Below are 20,032 nucleotides of genomic sequence, written 5' to 3'. Positions count from 1 at the left end.
GCGGGTCCACGTCCCGGACGGGCTCACGACGGCCAACTTCCGTGCCGTACTGACCCCGGACATCACCTACACCCCGCTGCTCAACAGCCTGATCCTGTGCGGCGGCGCCACCGCGCTGACCGTCGTCTGCGCCGCCCTCGCCGCGTACCCGCTCTCCCGGTTCCGTTCCCGCCTCAACCGGCCGTTCCTGCTGACGATCCTGTTCGCGACCAGCCTGCCGATCACCGCGATCATGGTCCCGGTGTACGCGCTGTTCGTCCGGGTGAATCTCATCGACACCCTCCAGGGCACCATCCTGTTCTTCGCCGCCTCCCAACTCCCCTTCGCCATCTGGCTGATGAAAAACTTCATGGACGGCGTGCCGAAGGAGCTGGAGGAGGCGGCCTGGACGGACGGGGCGTCCTCGCTGCAGTCCCTGGTGCGGATCGTGCTGCCGCTGATGGGGCCGGGGGTCGCCGTCGTCACCGTGTTCTCGTTCGTGGTCATGTGGGGGAACTTCTTCGTGCCGTTCATGCTGCTGCTCAGCCCGGACCAGATGCCGGCCTCGGTCAGCATCAACGACTTCTTCGGCAACCGGGGCATGGTGGCGTACGGCCAGCTCGCCGCGTTCTCCGTGATCTACTCGACGCCCGTGATCCTGCTGTACGTGCTGGTGGCGCGGCGACTGGGGGGCGGGTTCGCGCTGGGCGGGGCGGTCAAGGGGTAGCGGGAAGAGGTGTTCCGTCCGTTACATTCCCTCGCGCTCCTTTGCGCTGCTTGCATACCGAACGGCCGGAACTGTACGTTCCGACAATCCGTGATCCTGGCCGAACAGACCGTAGCCATCCGCCGTCGCCGCCCCTAGCTTGTCCGAGTGCGCCACCCTTCAGCTCCTCCGTTCAACGCCCTGGCCGCCCGCAGGCTGCGTGCCGCGCTCGGCATGGGTCCCGAGCATGTCGCCTACGGCATGCGGGCCTCGTACGGCCTGCCGTACGTCACGCCCGACCTCGTGATCGCCTGGGAGCGCGGTATCGCCTCCCCGAGCAGCCCCGAACTCACCGCCCTCGCGGGGGTGTTGTGGTGTTCTCCGGGGGAGCTCATCGGCCGGCCCCGGACCCTGCGCGAGCATCGCATCGCGCGCGGGATCGCGCCGGAGGACGTGGCCCGGGCCGTCGGCACGGACCTGGCCGGGTATCTGCGGATGGAGGAGAGCGGGCAGTGGCGGGGCAACGAGCGCCAGTCGGCCGCGCTGGCCGAGGTACTCGGCCTGGCCCTGCCGGACTTCGTGACCGTCACGGGCCGGGAGGCGAAGCTCGCCGAGTTGCTGCACAGCGCGGTGACCACCCGCTGGCAGGCCTATGTGCGGCCGGTGCTGAAGCTGGCCCCGCTGGACAAGGGTGTCCTGGAGGCGGTTCTCCAGGCGCTGCACCAGGACTATCAGGGCCACATGGCCGCCACCCTCAGCTGGGGCGGCGGCAGCAGCGGCGCGAGCGAGTCCGGCAAGGACTTCCTCGACCGGATCGTCGAGAACTTCTGGCAGGCCGTGGAAAGCCGGACCGGTTGAACAGGGCCGGTCAGAAGACCGACTCCGCCTCGTCCATCCGGTCCTTCGGGACCGTCTTCAGCTCGGTGACCGCCTCCGCGAGCGGCACCATCACGATGTCGGTGCCGCGCAGCGCGGTCATCTTGCCGAACTCGCCGCGGTGCGCGGCCTCGACGGCGTGCCAGCCGAAGCGGGTGGCGAGGACGCGGTCGTACGCGGTGGGGACGCCGCCGCGCTGGACGTGGCCGAGGATGACCGGCTTGGCCTCCTTGCCGAGGCGCCGCTCCAGCTCGTACGCCAGCGCGGTGCCGATGCCCTGGAAGCGTTCGTGGCCGTACTGGTCGATCTCGCCCTTGCCGTAGTCCATCGTGCCCTCGGCGGGGTGGGCGCCCTCGGCGACGCAGATGACGGCGAACTTCTTGCCGCGGGCGAAGCGCTCCTCGACCATCTTGACCAGGTCGGCGGGGTCGAAGGGACGCTCGGGCAGGCAGATGCCGTGGGCGCCGGCGGCCATGCCGGACTCCAGGGCGATCCAGCCGGCGTGCCGGCCCATGACCTCGACGACCATCACCCGCTGGTGGGACTCGGCGGTGGTCTTCAGGCGGTCCATCGCCTCGGTCGCGACGCCGACCGCCGTGTCGAAGCCGAAGGTGCGGTCCGTGGAGGAGATGTCGTTGTCGATCGTCTTGGGGACGCCGACCACCGGCAGGCCCGCGTCACTCAGCATGCGTGCCGCCGTCAGCGTGCCCTCGCCGCCGATCGGGATCAGCGCGTCGATGCCGAACTCCTCGACCATGTCGGCAGCTCCCTCGCAGGCCTCGCGCAGCCGGTCGCGCTCCAGCCGGGAGGAGCCGAGGATGGTGCCGCCGCGGGCCAGGATGCCGCTGACCGCGTCCAGGTCGAGGGAGCGGTAGTGGCGGTCGAGCAGACCGCGGTAGCCGTCCTCGAAGCCGATGACCTCGTCGCCGTACGCCGTCACGGCCCGGTGCACGACCGAACGGATCACGGCGTTCAGGCCGGGGCAGTCGCCGCCTGCGGTGAGAACTCCGATGCGCATCGTGCTGTGTCTCCTGCTCGCTGTCGGTGCCGGTGAGCCAGTCCCGATTGTTCCACGTCCGCAGGGGCACCGAGCTACTTGACGGGCGCCTTATCCGGCACCAGGGGTATTGTCAAGAGGGTTCTGCTCACCTTGGTGGGCGATTTTTATGCCATAGATGTGCCGTAGAGGCGACCTTCCAGATCAATCAGGCATATGACATGAGGAACGGAGTGGACGCGTGACGCGCAGCGTGTACGTGACCGGGATCGACCGCGGTGACGGCCGCCAGGTCGTGGAGCTGGGAGTCATGGAGCTCCTGACCCGGCAGGTCGACCGGGTGGGGGTCTTCCGTCCGCTCGTCCACGACCGCCCCGACCGGATGTTCGAGCTGCTGCGGTCGCGCTACCGGCTGTCCCAGGATCCGGCCACCGTCTACGGCATGGACTACCACGAGGCCTCCGCGCTCCAGGCCGAGCAGGGCACCGACGAGCTGGTCTCCGCGCTCGTCGACCGCTTCCACCTGGTGGCCCGGGACTACGACGTCGTCCTCGTCCTCGGCACCGACTTCGCCGACACCCAGCTCCCCGACGAGCTGTCGCTGAACGCCCGCCTCGCCAACGAGTTCGGCGCCTCCGTGATCCCGGTGGTCGGGGGCCGTAAGCAGACCGCCGAGTCCGTCCTCGCCGAGACGCGCAACGCCTACCGCGCCTACGACGGCCTCGGCTGCGACGTGCTCGCGATGGTCACCAACCGGGTGGCCCGCGAGGACCGTGACGAGATCGCGGGGCGGCTCACGAACCGGCTGCCGGTGCCCTGCTACGTCGTCCCCGACGAGCCCGCGCTGTCCGCGCCGACCGTCTCCCAGATCGCCCACACCCTCGGCGCGAAGGTGCTGCTCGGCGACGACTCCGGGCTCGCCCGGGACGCGCTGGACTTCGTCTTCGGCGGTGCCATGCTGCCGAACCTGCTGGCCGCGCTGACCCCCGGCTGCCTGGTCGTCACTCCGGGCGACCGCGCCGACCTGGTCGTCGGCTCGCTCGCCGCGCACAGCGCCGGCACCCCGCCGATCGCCGGTGTGCTGCTCACCCTGAACGAGGTCCCGCGCGACGAGATCCTCACCCTCGCCGCCCGCCTCGCCCCGGGCACCCCGGTGCTCTCCGTCAGTGGCACCAGCTTCCCCACCGCCGAGCAGCTGTTCTCGCTGGAGGGCAAGCTGAACGCGGCGACCCCGCGCAAGGCGGAGACCGCGCTCGGCCTGTTCGAGCGGTACGCCGACACCGCCGAGCTGGCCGCGCGGGTGAGCGCGCCCAGCACCGACCGGGTCACCCCGATGATGTTCGAGCACAAGCTGCTGGAGCAGGCCCGCTCCGACAAGCGCCGGGTCGTCCTGCCCGAGGGCACCGAGGAGCGGGTGCTGCACGCGGCCGAGGTGCTGCTGCGCCGGGGCGTGTGCGACCTGACCCTGCTCGGTCCCGAGGACCAGATCCGCAAGAAGGCCGCCGACCTCGGCATCGACCTCGGCGACACCCAGCTGATCGACCCGGCCACCAGCGAGCTGCGCGACGCCTTCGCCGAGAAGTACGCCCAGCTGCGGGCCCACAAGGGCGTGACGGTCGAGCTGGCCTACGACGTCGTATCGGACGTCAACTACTTCGGCACCCTGATGGTCCAGGAGGGTCTGGCCGACGGCATGGTCTCCGGCTCCGTGCACTCCACGGCCGCCACCATCCGGCCGGCCTTCGAGATCATCAAGACCAAGCCCGAGTCGTCGATCGTCTCGTCCGTCTTCTTCATGTGCCTCGCCGACAAGGTGCTGGTCTACGGCGACTGCGCGGTCAATCCGGACCCGAATGCGCAGGCGCTCGCGGACATCGCGATCCAGTCGGCGGGTACGGCGGCGCAGTTCGGGGTGGAGCCGCGGATCGCGATGCTGTCGTACTCCACGGGAACATCCGGCTCGGGCGCCGACGTCGACAAGGTGCGCGAGGCGACCGAGCTGGCGCGCTCGCGGCGGCCGGACCTGAAGATCGAGGGGCCGATCCAGTACGACGCGGCCGTGGAGCCGTCGGTCGCGGCGACCAAGCTGCCGGAGTCCGATGTCGCCGGTCAGGCGACGGTGCTGATCTTCCCGGACCTCAACACCGGCAACAACACGTACAAGGCCGTGCAGCGCTCGGCCGGCGCGATCGCCGTCGGCCCGGTCCTCCAGGGTCTGCGCAAGCCGGTCAACGACCTGTCCCGGGGCGCGCTCGTCCAGGACATCGTCAACACCGTCGCCATCACCGCCATCCAGGCCCAGACGCCCGCCAACTGACCACAGAGAGCATGACCATCACCGTGACCGCGACCCGTGTCCTCGTCCTCAACTCCGGCTCCTCGTCCGTGAAGTACCAGCTGCTCGACATGAGCGACACCGCCCGGCTCGCCGTCGGCCTGGTGGAGCGCATCGGCGAGCAGACCTCCCGGCTCAAGCACACCTGCCTGTCCACCGGCGAGACCCGTGAGCACACGGGGCCCATCGCCGACCACGACGCCGCGCTCAAGGCGGTCGCCGCGGAGCTGGGCCGGGACGGCCTGGGCCTGGACTCGCCGGAGCTGGCCGCCATCGGGCACCGGGTGGTGCACGGCGGAATGTTCTTCACCGAGCCGACCGTGATCGACGACGAGGTGCTCGCCGAGGTCGAGCGCCTGATCCCGGTCGCCCCGCTGCACAACCCGGCCAACCTGACCGGCATCCGCACCGCCCGGGCGCTGCGCCCCGACCTGCCCCAGGTCGCCGTCTTCGACACCGCGTTCCACACGACGATGCCGGAGTCCGCGGCGCGCTACGCGATCGACCCGAAGATCGCCGACCGGCACCGCATCCGCCGCTACGGCTTCCACGGCACCTCGCACGCCTACGTCTCGCGGGAGACCGCGCGGCTGCTGGGCAAGGACCCGTCCGAGGTGAACGTGATCGTGCTGCACCTGGGCAACGGCGCCTCGGCCTCCGCGGTCGAGAAGGGCCGGTGCGTGGACACCTCGATGGGGCTCACCCCGCTGGAGGGGCTCGTGATGGGCACGCGGTCCGGCGATCTGGACCCGGCCGTCATCTTCCATTTGGCGCGCGTTGGCGGAATGTCCATGGACGAGATCGACACTCTTCTCAACAAGAGGAGCGGTCTCTTCGGCCTGTGCGGGGACAACGACATGCGCGAGATCCGCCGCCGGATCGACGAGGGCGACGAAGAGGCGGCGCTCGCCTTCGACATTTACATTCACCGGCTCAAGAAGTACATCGGCGCGTATTACGCCGTGCTGGGCACGGTGGACGCGATCGCGTTCACGGCCGGCGTCGGCGAGAACGCGGCGCCGGTGCGCGAGGCCGCGATCGCGGGCCTGGAGGGGCTGGGTCCGGCGGTCGACCCGGAGCTGAACGCGGTGCGAGCGGACGAGGCCAGACTGATCTCTCCGAAGGATGCGCGTGTCGCCGTCGCGGTGGTGCCGACGGATGAAGAACTGGAGATCGCGACCCAGACCTACGCACTGGTCGGAAAGAACAACTGAATAGCACCTGAGCGGTGTCCCACTCATTTGTATCTTCCGCCAGACGGAATATTCCGTAGCGAAACAAACCGATAGGATCGCCCCCATGCGCCGTTCGAAAATCGTCTGTACTCTCGGCCCCGCGGTCGACACCCACGAGATGCTCGTCTCGATGATCGAGGCCGGCATGAATGTGGCCCGGTTCAACTTCAGCCACGGCACCCACGCCGAGCACCAGGCGCGGTACGACCGCGTCCGGGCCGCGTCCAAGGAGACCGGCCGGCCCATCGGTGTCCTCGCCGACCTTCAGGGCCCGAAGATCCGTCTGGAGACCTTCGCCGAGGGTCCGGTCGAGCTGGAGCGCGGTGACGAGTTCGTCATCACGACCGAGGACGTCCCGGGCGACAAGCACATCTGCGGTACGACGTACAAGGGGCTGCCGGGCGACGTCTCGCGCGGCGACCAGATCCTCATCAACGACGGCAACGTCGAGCTGAAGGTCCTGGACGTCGAGGGCGCCCGGGTCAAGACGATCGTCATCGAGGGCGGTGTCGTCTCCGACCACAAGGGCATCAACCTGCCCGGCGCGGCCGTCAACGTGCCGGCGCTGAGCGAGAAGGACGTCGAGGACCTGCGCTTCGCCCTCCGCATGGGCTGCGACATGGTCGCGCTGTCCTTCGTCCGGGACGCCAAGGACGTCGCCGACGTCCACCGGGTGATGGACGAGGAGGGCCGCCGGGTCCCGGTGATCGCCAAGGTGGAGAAGCCGCAGGCGGTGCAGAACATGGAGGACGTCGTCGCGGCGTTCGACGCCGTCATGGTGGCCCGTGGCGACCTGGCCGTGGAGTACCCGCTCGAAAAGGTCCCCATGGTGCAGAAGCGCCTGATCGAGCTGTGCCGGCGCAACGCCAAGCCGGTGATCGTGGCGACCCAGATGATGGAGTCGATGATCACCAACTCCCGCCCGACCCGCGCCGAGGCCTCCGACGTGGCCAACGCGATCCTGGACGGCGCCGACGCGGTCATGCTGAGCGCCGAGTCGTCGGTGGGCGCCTACCCGGTCGAGACGGTCAAGACGATGTCGAAGATCGTCCAGGCGGCCGAGCAAGAGCTGCTCTCCAAGGGCCTGCAGCCGCTGGTGCCGGGCAAGAAGCCGCGCACCCAGGGTGGTTCGGTCGCGCGTGCCGCGTGCGAGATCGCGGACTTCCTCGGCGGCAAGGGCCTGATCGCCTTCACCCAGTCCGGTGACACCGCGCGCCGCCTGTCCCGCTACCGCGCGGTCCAGCCGATCGTCGCCTTCACCACGGACGAGGCCACCCGCAACCAGCTCACCCTCAGCTGGGGCGTGGAGTCCCACGTCGTGCCGTTCGTCAACACCACCGACGAGATGGTCGACCTGGTGGACCAGGAGGTGGCCAAGCTGGGCCGCTTCGACGCGGGTGACACGGTGATCATCACCGCCGGCTCGCCCCCCGGCGTCCCCGGCACGACCAACATGCTGCGCGTCCACCACCTGGGCAACAAGAGCAGCTGAGCGTCGCCGTGAGGCAGTCGTACGGCACTGAGGGCGCCCCCTGTGGCAGGGGGCGCCCTCAGTGGGTCTGGCGGATCATGTCGGTCGTGCCCCCACCGTCTCCCGCAGCCATGCGTTGCCGCCCGGTTCCGGATGGGCGGCGGTGATCAGCCGTACAAGGCGATCATCCGGCCTCCCTTCGGCGCCCACGCCCATCAGCTCGTACTCGGCCTCGCACCGGCTCGGGCGGCCTCGGGAAAAGGAAGGGGCCCCGCCGTGTCCTCGGCGGGGCCCCTGTGGTGCGGCTCCCGAACGGGCTTGTGCGACCGGTCAGTTGTCGGTCGTGTACACGTGCATGCCGGGCACGTGCAGGTTGCCGCCGAACTGGGCCGCCTGGACCACCTTCACGTTGGTGAAGTAGATCAGCGGGATGTTCAGCGGGGGCGGGCTGTCGGGGCTGAACGTCACCGGGATCAGTCCGAACAGGTTGCCCGAGATGCTCTCCGTGTACATCGTCGTGGAGCCGCCGGTGATGGTGGACGTCGACCCCTTGGCCGCCTGCACGTGGTAGGTCTTGCCCGACAGTGTGTCCTTCACCGTCTGGTGCAGGTCCCCGATGTCAGTGCCGGCGGAGATGACGTACTTCAGCACCTTCTTCGTGGTGCCGTCGGCCTTCTTCACCTCGACGATGCCCTGGTAGTCGGCGCCCTTGAGCAGCAGCGAGCTGGCGTTGAGGTACCAGGGGTCGTCCGCCACCGGCACCTTGTTGTCGACGCCGCTCGTATCGGTCGTGGCCGCCGGGCAGTCGGTCGCCGGGGCGGAGGAGCTCGCGGACGGGCTCGGGGTGGCCGATCCGGCCGCGTCCTTGACCGCCTTGGTGGCGTCCCCAGCCGTCTTGGAGACCGTGTCGGTGGTCTTCTTCACCGTGTCCGTGACCGTCTTGCCGGTGTGGGAGACGGTGTCCTTGACGGTGTCGGTCAGCTTGGACCCCGAGGACCCGGACGCCGACGAGGCCGACGGGGACGACGCGTCATGGGACGCGCTCGCCGACGGGCTCGCGGACGGCGTGGGGCTCGTCGCGGAGCTGCTGGAGTCGCCGCCGAGGAGGCCGCCGAGCGTGTCGCCGATGGTGCCCAGCAGCCCGCCGCCGCTCTTGGACGCGGAGGGCGACGGCGACGGCGTGGCCGTACCGCTGCCCGCACCCGAGGAGCCGGAGCCGGAACCCGAGCCGGACGAGCCGGAGGTCGCGGTCGGGGTCGGGGTCGCCTTGTCGCCGGAACCTGAATCCGACGAAGAGGACGAGCCGGTGCCCGTGTCCTTGCCGTCCTTCGCGCCGGTGCTCGCCGAGGGCGACGGCGTCGCCGAGTCGGACGCGCTCGGCGAGGCGGACGGCGACGGCGAGGACGAGCTGTCCTTGCTGCCGTCCAGCTGCTTGACGCAGTCCTTGTACTCGGCGGCCGACAGGCTCTTCGACGGGGACGGGCTGCTGCCGTTGCCGGCGGCGAGCGCCAGCGAGGACGTGAAGCCCATGCCCATCAGCACCGCGGTCGGCATCGCCACTGACGCTATCGCCTTGCCGGCCGGCATGTGGAACCTGGTGAACAGCGGCTTTCTGGGGGCCGCGTGGCGGGGCCCGGTTCTCGCGCGGGACCCGTCCACATCGGTCCCGCGGGTCACCTCGTCAGCCGGCACTGTGCCTCCCGTTCGCCCCGTTGGCCGGGTTCGTTCCTGACAGGTCGTTCGGCTCCCCCACCGCGCCCTCGTACGGCTCCCGCAGCGCCGCGGCCTGCGGCGCGCCGCCCTCGCTCGACGCCGCCTCGGCCGGCGGCTGCGGCTCCTGCTGCTTGCCAGGCGCCCAGGCGATGGCCATCGCCCCACCGATCATCGAGAACAGGAAGCCGACGATGAAGCCGCCGATGTTGGACATCGGAATGGACACCAGCGCCAGCAGAATCGACGCGACGCCCGCGAAGACCCGAACGTGCTGCTGGAACCAGAGGGTGATGCCGAGCACGATGAGCAGCACACCGATGATCAGGGAACTGGAGCCGCCGGGTGTCCCCATCGTCATCGTGAGGTGGCCCAGGTGCAGGTGTGCGTACGGGAAGTACAGGATGAGAAAGCCGCCGAACACGACGAACAGCCCGGCCCAGAACGGTCGGGTGCCCCGCCAGGCGCGGAACTGCAGCCTCCGGCGGGTGAACTGGCCAGGTGCGGCGGCAGGAGTCTCGGCGCTCATGGAAAACAGCTCCCTGGTGCGGCGTTGCTGTGGTGGTGATGTGTGCCGCGCGTGAAGGCGCACGGCCGATGAGGGAACGGGCGGGGGCGCCGTCGGCTCCCCCGCCCGTCACAGAGTGCTTAGTAGCACTCCTTGGCATCCGTCGAGATCGACATGTGCAGACCGCTGAGCTTGAAGGTTCCTGCCGTGGTGGCCCACGCCGTCTGCTTCACACCGGTCAGCGAGGCGTGGTCCGCCTCCTGGGCGAACCCGTACGGGTTCGTCTTGTCGCCCTGCTTGATCCCCGGACCCTTGTGCGAGTCCACGGCGGCGACACCGATGTTGATGTTGCTGAACGTCGCGTCGGCCGTGAGGTCGTCAAGGTCGATGTACAGCTTGCTGGCCTCGACCGGCTTGCCGTTGCCACCCGCCTTGAGGATCAGGCTGACCTTCCCGAAGATCGGGACGTCCGGGGTGACCACCGACTGGCACAGGTTGGTGATGGTCGCGTCGTTGAACGCCGAGACCGCCACCGGGCGGACCGTCTTGTCACCGGCGAGCGTGTAGCCCGAGTCGACGGCCCCGTACTGCATGAAGCCGTTGCCTTCGAGCGAGTCCGCCGTGACCTTGAACTGCTGACCCGAAACGCTGAACGAAGCTGCGAGAGCGCCCTGCGCGAGGGCGACACCTATCGCGGCCGTCGCGGCGACGCTGGGCACCATGACCACAGCGAACCGCTTCCATCTGGTCCCGCCACGCACCTGGGACTCCATATTTCCTCCTTCTCGGACGTACATCTCCTGGCTCGGAATCGCCACCGACAGCGGCTCAGCCGGGCAGGGATGGGAGAAGTGCTACGTCCTCGGAAGGGGAGCGCCTGCGCTCGTCAGGCGCGAACCGCACCTCGATCACCGGCGATCACCCCCGAGCGACAACCACTGGTCGCGCCTGACACGCATCACGCACAACCTTGCTGGACAGGCTTCGCCGGCCGGCGAAGACCCCCCTGCCCAAGAGCCGGCGCCACTGCCGCCGGCTCTGCTCGGTGGGGACCCAGATTCTCCCGCGACCCGACCGGCTGTCGGGGTACGGGAATGGACCGAGCGTCGCCGATCGTGGTGCATTCTCGGCCCGGACACAAGGGGCTTCGTTACTGGGTAGTAACGGCCGGATAACCGGAGGACGACCGACCGATCTCGGAGTGCGACGCACGGTGGCAACTCTGGGCAGAGCAAAGCCGTTGATCACTGGACGAAACCAGACAGATCAACGGCCCTGATTTACTCGGAGTAACAGCACCCGCGATTACCAAGATTTGGTAAAGCGCTGCCGCCCTGACGTCTCGTCGGCAAATCTTTCACCCCGGCATCACAAGCCGTGGCGTTTAGTGACTGGTCAGAACAGCGCCCGCGCCAGCGCCCGGCGCGCCCCGACCACCCGCGGGTCGTCGGGGCCCACGACCTCGAACAGCTCCAGCAGCCGCACCCGCACCCGGTCGCGGTCGTCGCCCGCTGTGCGCCGCACGGCGTCGATCAGGCGTCCGAAGGCGTCCTCGACATGCCCGCCGACCAGATCCAGGTCGGCGGCGGCGATCTGCGCGTCGGCGTCGGCCGGCTTGTCGGCGGCCTCCTGGCGCACCTTCTGCGGGTCGAAGCCCTGGACCCGCTGCAGCAGCTCGGCCTGCGCCAGGCCGAGCTTGGCCTCGGGGTGGGCCGGGTCGTCGGCCAGCACGTTCCTGTAGGCCTGCACCGCGCCGGCCAGGTCACCGGCGTCCAGGGCGTCGGCGGCGGCGTTCAGCGCCGCGTCGTACGGCCCCGCCTGCTCCTGCGCGGGTGCCGCCTGGCCCGGCTGGGCGTCCGGGTCGACCGTCAGGCCGGTGAGCCCGAACCGCTGCTCCGCGACCTGCACCAGCTGGTCCAGGGTCTGCCGGATCTGCTGCTCGCCGGCCGCGCCCTGGAACAGCGGCAGCGCCTGCCCGGCGACGACGGCGAACACCGCCGGGATGCCCTGCACCCCGAACTGCTGCATCAGCATCTGGTTGGCGTCGACGTCGATCTTGGCGAGGAGGAAGCGCCCGTTGTACTCGACGGCCAGCCGCTCCAGGACCGGGCTCAGCTGCTTGCAGGGCTGACACCACTCGGCCCAGAAGTCGATGACGACGGGAACCTCGGCGGAGCGCTGAAGGACGTCCCGCTCGAATCCGGCCTCGTCGACGTCGATGACGAGATCGGCCGGGGCGACGGCCCCCGTACCGCCCTGCCGGGCGGCTTCGGCGCGCGTCTGCTCGGCCTTGGCCTTGGCCTCCTGGGCCGCCTTCACCGCGGCGAGGTCGACGACGCCGCTCATGGACATGTTCCGTGGCTGCATGCGTCTATCCTCCCCCGTTCCCGCCCCTGAATGAAAAAGTCGTGCGCCGGGGCGCCGGGTCCCCACCCCACGCCTCGTGATCGCGCCCGTGTACGTCCGTCACGAGCTTTCGCTACGACTCGTAGCGTAATGCCATGGGAACCCCGCGCGACACCACGCCCCGGTGATCTCCCTCACGACACCACAGGACCCGCCGGTTATGGTCGGGGGATGCAGAGCCGCACCCCCGCCAGCCGTACCGGGCGCCCGCGCAGCGCCGCCGCGGACGCCGCGATCCTGGCCGCGACCCGGGAGGCACTGGTGGAGCTGGGCTGGTCCAAGCTCACGCTGGGAGACGTGGCGACCCGGGCGGGGGTTGCGAAGACGACCCTCTACCGCCGCTGGGCCGGCAAGAACGAACTCGTGGTCGACGCGGTGGCGGAACTCTTCGACGAGCTGGAACTGCCCGACCGCGGCAGCCTGGCCGCCGACATCGAGGGCGTCGTCCTGCAGTTCGCGGCGATCCTCGCCCGCCCGGAGGCCAAGAGCGGCCTGATGGCGGTGGTCGCCGAGGCCACCCGCGACGACGCCCTGCGCGAGCGCATCCGCCGCTCCATCGTGCAGCGCCAGATGCGGCTGGTCCTCCAGGGCCGCGCGCGGGCACAGAAACGGGGCGAACTCCCGCCGGAACCCGATCCGCGGGAGGCCGCCCGCACGGTGGACCTCATCTTCGACGTGGTGGCGGGCGCGGTGGTGCACCGCACCCTGGTGAGCGGCAAGGCGGCGGACGAGGAGTGGGTACGCAGCTTCACGCGCGTGCTGCTGGGTGGCCTGGCCTCGTCCGCCTGACCTCGCTCAGAAGCCCGCCGGCTCCGTGTAGACCCCCCATTCGTCCCGCAGCACCCCGCAGATCTCGCCCAGCGTCGCCTCGGCGCGTACGGCGTCCAGCATCGGCTCGATCATGTTGCCGCCCGACCGGGCCGCACCCAGCAGGGCGTCCAGCGCGGAGCGCACCGCGGCTTCGTCCCGCGCCGCCTTCCGGGCCCCGAGCACCCGCACCTGCTCCCGCTCCACCTCATGGCTGACCCGCAGGATCTCCAGGTCCCCGGTGACCGAGCCGGTGTGGACGTTGACGCCCACGACCCGCTTGTCGCCCTTCTCCAGCGCCTGCTGGTAGCGGAAGGCGGACTCGGCGATCTCGCCGGTGAACCAGCCGTCCTCGATCCCGCGCAGGATCCCGGAAGTGATCGGCCCGATCGGGTGACGCCCGTCCGGGTGAGCCCGAAGCCCCCGCTCCTTGATCTGGTCGAAGATCTTCTCCGCGTCCGCCTCGATCCGGTCCGTCAGCTGCTCGACGAACCACGAACCCCCCAGCGGATCCGCCACGTTGGCGACGCCGGTCTCCTCCATCAGCACCTGCTGCGTGCGCAGCGCGATCTCCGCGGCCTGCTCGCTCGGCAGCGCGAGGGTCTCGTCCAGGGCGTTGGTGTGCAGCGAGTTGGTCCCGCCGAGCACGGCCGCCAGCGCCTCCACGGCCGTACGCACCACGTTGTTGTACGGCTGCTGCGCGGTCAGCGAGACACCGGCCGTCTGCGTGTGGAAGCGCAGCCACTGGGCCTTCTCGGACTTCGCCCCGTACACGTCCCGCATCCACCGTGCCCAGATGCGCCGGGCCGCACGGAACTTGGCGATCTCCTCGAAGAAGTCCACGTGCGCGTCGAAGAAGAAGGACAGGCCCGGCGCGAACACGTCCACGTCCAGGCCGCGGCTGAGCCCCAGCTCGACGTACCCGAACCCGTCCGCGAGCGTGTACGCCAGCTCCTGCGCGGCCGTCGCGCCCGCCTCGCGGATGTGGTAGCCGGAGACGGACAGCGGCTTGTAGGCGGGGATGCCGGCCGCGCAGTACTCCATGAGGTCGCCGATCAGGCGAAGATGGGGCTCGGGCTGGAAGAGCCACTCCTTCTGCGCGATGTACTCCTTGAAGATGTCGGTCTGGAGCGTGCCGTTGAGGACCGACGGGTCCACGCCCTGGCGCTCGGCGGCGACCAGGTACATGCAGAAGACGGGTACGGCGGGCCCGCTGATGGTCATGGAGGTCGTGACGTCACCGAGCGGGATGTCCTTGAACAGGACCTCCATGTCGGCGGCGGAGTCGATGGCGACCCCGCAGTGCCCGACCTCGCCGAGCGAGCGCGGGTCGTCGGAGTCGCGGCCCATGAGCGTCGGCATGTCGAAGGCGACGGAGAGCCCGCCACCGCCGTTGCCGAGGATCATCTTGTACCGCTCATTGGTCTGCTCGGCGTTGCCGAACCCGGCGAACTGCCGGATCGTCCAGGTACGGCCGCGGTAGCCGGTCGGATGGAGCCCGCGGGTGAAGGGGTACTCCCCGGGCCAGCCGATCCGCTCGAATCCCTCGTACGTGTCGCCCGGTCGGGGCCCGTACACCGGCTCCACGGGGTCGCCGGAGAGCGTGGTGAAATCTGCGTCCCGCTTGCGGGCCGCGTCGTAGCGGGCCTGCCAGCGGCGGCGGCCCTCCTCGATGGCGTGAGCGTCCATACCCCCGAATTTACTTGGACGTCCTAGTAAATGTCGATGGCAGACCGCCGTACGCACGCGTACGGCGGTGGGGTCGCCCGGTGTCTCAGGCCTTCGCGGCGGCCGGGACCTGGCCGGCGACCTTGGCCTCCAGCTCGCGGCTGATCCTGCGCTCGACGAAGAAAGCAGCGGTGGGAATCGTCCCGGCCAGCAGGACCCACAGCTGCCGGCCGACCGGCATCTTGGCCTTGGAGCCCAGGTCGAAGGCGACGACCAGGTAGACGACGTACAGCCAGCCGTGGGCGATGGCGACGACCCGGGTGACGTCGGCGGCACCGCTGATGTCCAGCCCGTACTTCGCGATCATGCTCAGGCACAGCAGTACCAGGAGGACACCGGTGGTGTAGGCCATGACGCGGTAGCGGGTCAGCACGCTTCGTTTCATGCGATCGAGCGTAACCGCCCGAAAAACCCCCGCGACGGCGGGGACCACTACGCCCTTACGCGCCAGCGTGTCAGGACGCTCGGATCACCTCCGCAGCAGCGGAGACCAGCCTGCTGACCCAGGCAGAGCCTACTCCTCCTCGAAATCGTGCGCCGCGATCCGCAGCGGACGGAGCATCGCGAAGATCTCCGTGCACTCCTCCGCGTCGTAGACGCCCAGCCCGAAGTCCATGGCCATCAGGTCGCGGGTGGCCGCGTCGACCACCTCACGGCCCTTGTCGGTGATCACGGCGAGCGTGCCCCGGCCGTCGTTGGGATTGGGCCGCCGGGCCACCAGACCGGACTTCACCAGGCGGTCCACGGTGTTCGTCACGGACGTGGGATGGACCATGAGCCGTTCACCGATCTTGGACATCGGCAGCTCACCGGCCTTGGAGAAGGTGAGCAGCACCAGGGCCTCGTAGCGCGCGAACGTGAGTCCGTACGGCTTGACGACCGCGTCCACCTCGGCCAGCAGGATCTGCTGGGCCCGCATGATCGAGGTGATCGCGGCCATGGACGGCACGTTTCCCCAGCGCTGCTTCCAGAGCTCGTCGGCGCGGGCGATGGGGTCGAACGGAAGGCTGAGAGGCTTCGGCACGTCATCAGACCCTACCCGCCGGTCATATACCGGTCAGCCCCGTCTCGCCGATCGGTCGCCTCCCGTTCCTCGCCGGTCGCCTCTCGCCCCTCGGCCACCTCCTGCCCCTCGGTCGCCCGGGCAGCGACGGCCAGCGCGCAGCAGCACAGCGCCCCGGCCGCCCCGGCACCGGCGACCGCGGCCCGCACCCCCACCGCCTGAGCCGCCACCCCTGCCAGCGTCATGCCCACGCCCTGGACGGTCATCAGCCCGGCGCTGAGCAGGGTCATGGCCCGCCCGCGCTGCTCCTCCGGCACGGCCCGCACGAACCACTGGTCCAGGCCCAGGGTGTACGCCGACCCCGCCCCGGACACCACCAGGAGCAGCAGGGACGCGACGAGCCCGGGGCGCAGGGCGTAGCCGAGGTAGGGCAGGAGGGCGAGGCAGACGAGCGGGAGCGCCACGCGTTCGCGTGTCACGGGCCTCAGCCGCGCCCCGGCGAACAGCTCGCCGGCCACCGTACCGACGGGCAGCGCACACATCAGCAGCCCGAGCCCGGCGGATCCGCTGCCGAGCACGTCGGCGTACGGCGCGGCCAGCGCCTCGGGTACGACGGAAAAGGCGGCCGGGATCCAGAACAGCAGGAGCAGGACGCGGATCCGCCGGTCGGCGAGGAGCCGGCGCAGACCGGGCGCGGGGCCGGAGGCGTCGTACCGGCTGCGGGCCGGGCGGTGGCGGGTGCCGCAGCGGAGCAGGGCGGCGGAGGCGAGGAAGGTGCCGACGGTGATGAGGAGGGCGTGGCGGGGGGCGAGGACGGTGAGGAGCAGCCCGCCGAGGCCGTAGCCGACGAGCAGGGAGCTCTGGGCGACGATCCGCAGCAGAGAGCGGCCGAGCACGAACAGATCGCCGTCGCCGAGGACGTCGGCGAGGGTGGCCATCCGGGTGCCGGCGAACACCGGGGAGACGACCGCGAGAGCGCAGCGCAGCGCGAGCAGCACGCCGATCCCGGTGCCGGGGACGGTCATCACGGCCGCGCAGCCCGCGCACACCAGATCGCAGCCGACCAGCACGCGCCGGGCCGGGAAGCGGTCGGCGAGGGGCGCGAGCACGGTGCCGCCGACGGCGTACGGCAGGAAGCCCAGGGCGAAGGTGAGCGCACTGAGCAGGGGCGAGCGGGTGAGGTCGTAGACGAGGACGGACAGGGCGATCTCGCTGACGATCACGCCGAGCATGGACAGTACGTGGGCGGCGAAGACGGCCCGGAACTCGGGCACGGCGAAGACACGGCCGTAACCGGCGGGCGCCGGGGCCGTCTGCGGTGGTGCGGACATGCGAGGAGCGTGCCCGGGAGGCGGGCGGGGCCCTAGAGTTTCGGGTCCAGCCGAATGTTCAGGGGGTGTTCATGCCGTCACTTCTGCACTTCGGCGACGAGGACTTCCTGCGCTGCCGGTTCGCGATCTCGCCGATGTGGGAGACGCAGGAGGCCGTACGCACCCTCAAGCGGCCGGACCGGCACGGCTATCACGCGCCCTGGCTGCGCCGTATCCGGGAGGCGGCGGCAGGGCTCGACCTGGCTGCGCTGTGGCTGCTGATGCCCCGCCGGGGGCACTCCCCCGACTGGCTGGGGCCGCCGCCGATAGGTCCGGCCGCCACGTTCGAGGAGGAGATCGCGGCCGTACGGACGTCCGACCCGCAGGCCGCCCGCGAGGACACCGCGCTGTCGCTGGCCTGTACCCCGGGCGCGCTTGAGTCACGGCGCGGGCGGGCCTGGCTGGCGGATCCGGCGCGGATGATCGCGGAGCTGGCGGACGCCATGGAGGAGGCCTGGCAGGTGCTGGTCGAGCCGGACTGGCCGCGGCTGCGGGCGCTGCTGGAGGCGGACGTGGCCTTCCACTCACGGCGGCTGGCCGAGGTGGGCCTGGGCACGCTGCTGCCGGAGCTGGACCCGAGGCTGTCCTGGGACGGCCGCACGCTGACGCTGGCCCTGCGCACGGAGTATGCCCGTGACCTGGCCGGCCAGGGCCTGGTGCTGATGCCGAGCGTGTTCTCCTGGCCCGATGTGATCACCGGCTTCGAGCCGCCGTGGCAGCCCACCGTGGTCTATCCGGCGCGGGGCCTGGCGGGCCTGTGGACGGAGCCGGGCGCGCGCACGGCCGCGTCACTGGTACGGCTGCTGGGCCGCAACCGGGCCGGGATCCTGACCGCCCTGGCCGAACCGGCGACCACGACGGCGCTGGCCCACCGGCTGGGCCTGGCCGCGTCGTCGGTGTCGTCCCACCTGACGGTCCTGCGGGACGCGGGCCTGCTGACGGCGCGGCGGTACGGCCATCAGGTGCTGTACGAGAGGACGCCGCTGGGGGTGGCGCTGGCTTCCGGGGACTGAACGTCGTCCGGGCGCGAACGGCGCCGGGCGGCGGGCGTTCCCGCGAGCGGCGCCTTGAAGAGGGCGAGGTACACGGCGACGACCATCAGCAGCGGACACGGATAGGCCACGGTGTCCGCGTACGGCCCGAACAGGCGGAGCAGCGACTCCTGTCCCAGCCCGGTCACGCACAGGGTGAGGACCGTCGCGCGCACCACCAGCTCCGCGACCCAGTTGGCCAGGGCGCGCTCAGGGGTGATGCCCCGCTCCCGCCACAGCCGCTGCCGGTCGAGGGTCCAGGCGGTCGCCCAGCCGCTCAGCGGCCCCAGCAGCAAACGGTTGCTGAGACTCATGATGTTCCCCCAGGTCAGAACGTGCTTCGAATGATCGATCAAAGCATCGACCGGGAAACGTACATCGGCGTGGGCGACCGCTCAAAACGAGGGTCCGGCTAGCCGGCGAGGTGCCGTTCGACCGTCTCGACCTTGGAGGTCAGGCCGTCGGTCACGCCGGGCCGGATGTCGGCCTTGAGGACGAGCGACACGCGCGGGGCGCGCTCCTCGACGGCGGCGACGGCGCGCTTGACGACGTCCATGACCTCGTCCCACGACTCGCCCTCGATCGAGGTGAACATGGCGTCGGTGCGGTTGGGCAGCCCCGACTCGCGGACCACGCGGACGGCGTCGGCGACGTACTCCCCCACGTCCTCGCCGACGCCGAGGGGCGTCACGGAGAAGGCGACGATCATGCGTTCACGACCCCTTCCTTGCGGGCGCGGGCCGCGATGACGGCGTCCTCGGCCTCGCGGCGCAGCGTGCGCTCGATGATGAATCCGCCACCGGGGATGACCGAGTAGGCGAAGTAGAGGGCGGCCTTGCCCTTGTTCCACTTGGTGCGGTTCCAGGCGTCCGCCCAGAACAGGACGTAGAGAACGAACAGCACGCCGTGGATCGGGCCCAGCACCGGAGCGACGTCGAAGCCGCTGTCGACCGTGTACTTGATGACGGTGCAGGCCGCCAGGATGATCCAGGAGATGCCTTCCGGTACGGAGATCAGACGGAGGCGGCGGATGGCGGAGGCTGTCTTGAGGTCCACGGGTCACCTTCGGTGGGAGAGTCGCTGACGGCGCGAGCGCTGTGTGATCCGCTTTGTGAACGGAAGCACAAACGTCCGGCCATTGTGGCAAACGCTGCCCGTAGGGGTCCGCTCAGGGTCGGTGTCCACCTATGGGCCCTGTTCCGTCCACCCGCGCCGCCGCTACTTTCGCTGCGTGGCGATGTTCCGACTTCAAGGCAGCAGGGTGCTCGCCGTCGACATGACCGGGGACGCCGTGAAGGCGAAGAACGGCTCGATGGTCGCGTACGACGGGCAGATGTCCTTCAAGAAGCTGACGGGTGGCGGTGAGGGCCTGCGGGGGATGGTGACCCGCCGGCTCACCGGTGAGCAGATGACGGTGATGGAGGTGAAGGGGCATGGGACGTGCTGGTTCGCCGACCGGGCCTCGGAGATCAACCTGGTGAGCCTCCAGGGGGACAAGCTGTACGTGGAGTCGAGCAATCTGCTCGCGACCGACGCCGGGCTGCGGACCGGGACGACGTTCACGGGGCTGCGGGGCGCCTCGCAGGGCAACGGCCTGTTCACGACGACGGTCGAGGGGCACGGGCAGGCGGCCATCATGTCCGACGGCCCGGCGGTGGTCCTGCGCGTGAGCCCGCAGTACCCGCTGATCGTGGACCCGGGGGCGTACATCGCCCATCAGGGCAGTGTCCGGCAGTCCTTCCAGTCCGGTGTGACGTTCCGCACGTTCCTCGGGGAGGGCGGGGGCGAGGCCTTCCAGATCCGGTTCGAGGGCGACGGACTGGTCTATGTGCAGCCGAGCGAGCGGAACACGATCGCGGGGGATCTGTAG

The 20,032-nt window shown here is 70.2% G+C and carries 20 protein-coding genes; 8 read left to right on the top strand and 12 right to left on the bottom strand.

Annotated elements, in window-relative coordinates; translation table 11 throughout:
* Both LE548_RS27130 and LE548_RS27125 read left to right on the top strand, forming a co-directional pair.
* A partial coding sequence (locus LE548_RS27130; RefSeq protein ID WP_225099575.1) for a carbohydrate ABC transporter permease occupies nucleotides 1-706 on the top strand: 706 nt, incomplete at its 5' end.
* Between the two features lie 147 nt (nucleotides 707-853).
* Nucleotides 854-1,543 (top strand): helix-turn-helix transcriptional regulator, encoded by a 690-nt coding sequence (locus LE548_RS27125; RefSeq protein WP_225099574.1) that lies wholly within the window; start codon nucleotides 854-856, stop codon nucleotides 1,541-1,543.
* A gap of 10 nt (nucleotides 1,544-1,553) precedes the next feature.
* Here LE548_RS27125 and LE548_RS27120 read toward each other — a convergent pair whose 3' ends face one another.
* Entirely contained in the window at nucleotides 1,554-2,579 is a 1,026-nt protein-coding gene (locus tag LE548_RS27120) for an ATP-dependent 6-phosphofructokinase (RefSeq protein ID WP_225099573.1), read from the bottom strand.
* A 220-nt stretch (nucleotides 2,580-2,799) separates the two neighbouring features.
* On the opposite strand from LE548_RS27120, the gene pta reads away from it, so the two are divergent.
* The 3 genes from pta (at nucleotide 2,800) to pyk (ending at nucleotide 7,620) form a co-directional block, all read left to right on the top strand.
* Nucleotides 2,800-4,875, top strand: coding sequence for a phosphate acetyltransferase (gene pta / locus LE548_RS27115; protein ID WP_225099572.1), 2,076 nt, complete (start codon nucleotides 2,800-2,802; stop codon nucleotides 4,873-4,875).
* A 23-nt stretch (nucleotides 4,876-4,898) separates the two neighbouring features.
* The gene (locus LE548_RS27110) at nucleotides 4,899-6,107 is read left to right on the top strand and encodes an acetate kinase (protein ID WP_225099598.1); all 1,209 of its coding nucleotides are present in this window, start codon (nucleotides 4,899-4,901) and stop codon (nucleotides 6,105-6,107) included.
* 85 nt (nucleotides 6,108-6,192) lie between these two features.
* Nucleotides 6,193-7,620 carry a pyruvate kinase gene (gene pyk / locus LE548_RS27105; protein ID WP_225099571.1) on the top strand — a complete coding sequence of 476 codons (1,428 nt, stop codon included), beginning with the start codon at nucleotides 6,193-6,195 and terminating at the stop codon, nucleotides 7,618-7,620.
* Between the two features lie 309 nt (nucleotides 7,621-7,929).
* Here the strand turns inward: pyk and LE548_RS27100 are convergent, their stop codons facing one another.
* The 4 genes from LE548_RS27100 to LE548_RS27085 form a co-directional block, all read right to left on the bottom strand.
* Nucleotides 7,930-9,291, bottom strand: coding sequence for a hypothetical protein (locus tag LE548_RS27100; protein WP_225099570.1), 1,362 nt, complete (start codon nucleotides 9,289-9,291; stop codon nucleotides 7,930-7,932).
* Nucleotides 9,281-9,838: a DUF6114 domain-containing protein gene (locus LE548_RS27095; protein WP_225099569.1), complete on the bottom strand. Its 558-nt coding sequence runs from the start codon at nucleotides 9,836-9,838 to the stop codon at nucleotides 9,281-9,283. The genes LE548_RS27100 and LE548_RS27095 overlap by 11 nt, the downstream gene beginning before the upstream one ends.
* A 119-nt stretch (nucleotides 9,839-9,957) precedes the next feature.
* Entirely contained in the window at nucleotides 9,958-10,590 is a 633-nt protein-coding gene (locus LE548_RS27090) for a DUF6230 family protein (RefSeq protein ID WP_225099568.1), read from the bottom strand.
* A 622-nt stretch (nucleotides 10,591-11,212) separates the two neighbouring features.
* Nucleotides 11,213-12,184, bottom strand: coding sequence for a tetratricopeptide repeat protein (locus LE548_RS27085; RefSeq protein WP_225099567.1), 972 nt, complete (start codon nucleotides 12,182-12,184; stop codon nucleotides 11,213-11,215).
* Nucleotides 12,185-12,394: 210 nt separating this feature from the next.
* Here LE548_RS27085 and LE548_RS27080 point away from each other — a divergent pair, with 210 nt between their 5' ends.
* A complete protein-coding gene (locus LE548_RS27080; protein WP_225099566.1) occupies nucleotides 12,395-13,012 on the top strand; it encodes a TetR/AcrR family transcriptional regulator in 618 nt (205 codons plus the stop codon).
* Nucleotides 13,013-13,018: 6 nt separating this feature from the next.
* On the opposite strand, the gene LE548_RS27075 is transcribed toward LE548_RS27080, so the two are convergent.
* The 4 genes from LE548_RS27075 to LE548_RS27060 form a co-directional block, all read right to left on the bottom strand.
* Entirely contained in the window at nucleotides 13,019-14,719 is a 1,701-nt protein-coding gene (locus LE548_RS27075; RefSeq protein ID WP_225099565.1) for a methylmalonyl-CoA mutase, read from the bottom strand.
* A gap of 85 nt (nucleotides 14,720-14,804) precedes the next feature.
* Nucleotides 14,805-15,143, bottom strand: a complete 339-nt coding sequence (locus LE548_RS27070) for a DUF3817 domain-containing protein (protein WP_225099564.1) — start codon at nucleotides 15,141-15,143, stop codon at nucleotides 14,805-14,807.
* Between the two features lie 129 nt (nucleotides 15,144-15,272).
* On the bottom strand, nucleotides 15,273-15,782 hold the full coding sequence (locus LE548_RS27065) for a MarR family winged helix-turn-helix transcriptional regulator (protein WP_225099563.1): 510 nt from the start codon (nucleotides 15,780-15,782) through the stop codon (nucleotides 15,273-15,275).
* A gap of 11 nt (nucleotides 15,783-15,793) precedes the next feature.
* Nucleotides 15,794-17,092 (bottom strand): MFS transporter, encoded by a 1,299-nt coding sequence (locus LE548_RS27060; protein ID WP_225099562.1) that lies wholly within the window; start codon nucleotides 17,090-17,092, stop codon nucleotides 15,794-15,796.
* A 71-nt stretch (nucleotides 17,093-17,163) separates the two neighbouring features.
* On the opposite strand from LE548_RS27060, the gene LE548_RS27055 reads away from it, so the two are divergent.
* Nucleotides 17,164-18,144, top strand: coding sequence for a DUF5937 family protein (locus LE548_RS27055; protein WP_225099561.1), 981 nt, complete (start codon nucleotides 17,164-17,166; stop codon nucleotides 18,142-18,144).
* Here the strand turns inward: LE548_RS27055 and LE548_RS27050 are convergent.
* The 3 genes from LE548_RS27050 to LE548_RS27040 all read right to left on the bottom strand — a co-directional run bounded on the left by LE548_RS27050 (nucleotide 18,090) and on the right by LE548_RS27040 (nucleotide 19,218).
* Nucleotides 18,090-18,476 (bottom strand): hypothetical protein, encoded by a 387-nt coding sequence (locus LE548_RS27050; protein ID WP_225099560.1) that lies wholly within the window; start codon nucleotides 18,474-18,476, stop codon nucleotides 18,090-18,092. The two genes, LE548_RS27055 and LE548_RS27050, sit on opposite strands and share 55 nt — an antisense overlap.
* 98 nt (nucleotides 18,477-18,574) lie before the next feature.
* Nucleotides 18,575-18,871, bottom strand: coding sequence for an MTH1187 family thiamine-binding protein (locus tag LE548_RS27045; protein ID WP_225099559.1), 297 nt, complete (start codon nucleotides 18,869-18,871; stop codon nucleotides 18,575-18,577).
* A complete protein-coding gene (locus LE548_RS27040; RefSeq protein WP_225099558.1) occupies nucleotides 18,868-19,218 on the bottom strand; it encodes a DUF3817 domain-containing protein in 351 nt (116 codons plus the stop codon). The genes LE548_RS27045 and LE548_RS27040 overlap by 4 nt, the downstream gene beginning before the upstream one ends.
* 181 nt (nucleotides 19,219-19,399) lie before the next feature.
* On the opposite strand from LE548_RS27040, the gene LE548_RS27035 reads away from it, so the two are divergent.
* Entirely contained in the window at nucleotides 19,400-20,032 is a 633-nt protein-coding gene (locus tag LE548_RS27035) for an AIM24 family protein (RefSeq protein ID WP_225099557.1), read from the top strand.

Origin of the sequence: Streptomyces sp. CoH27 (assembly GCF_020181035.1) — a bacterium.
Classification (GTDB): Bacteria; Actinomycetota; Actinomycetes; order Streptomycetales; family Streptomycetaceae; genus Streptomyces; species Streptomyces camelliae.
Note: the sequence above shows the minus strand (reverse complement) of the source record. Positions and strands in the feature narration are given on the sequence as shown.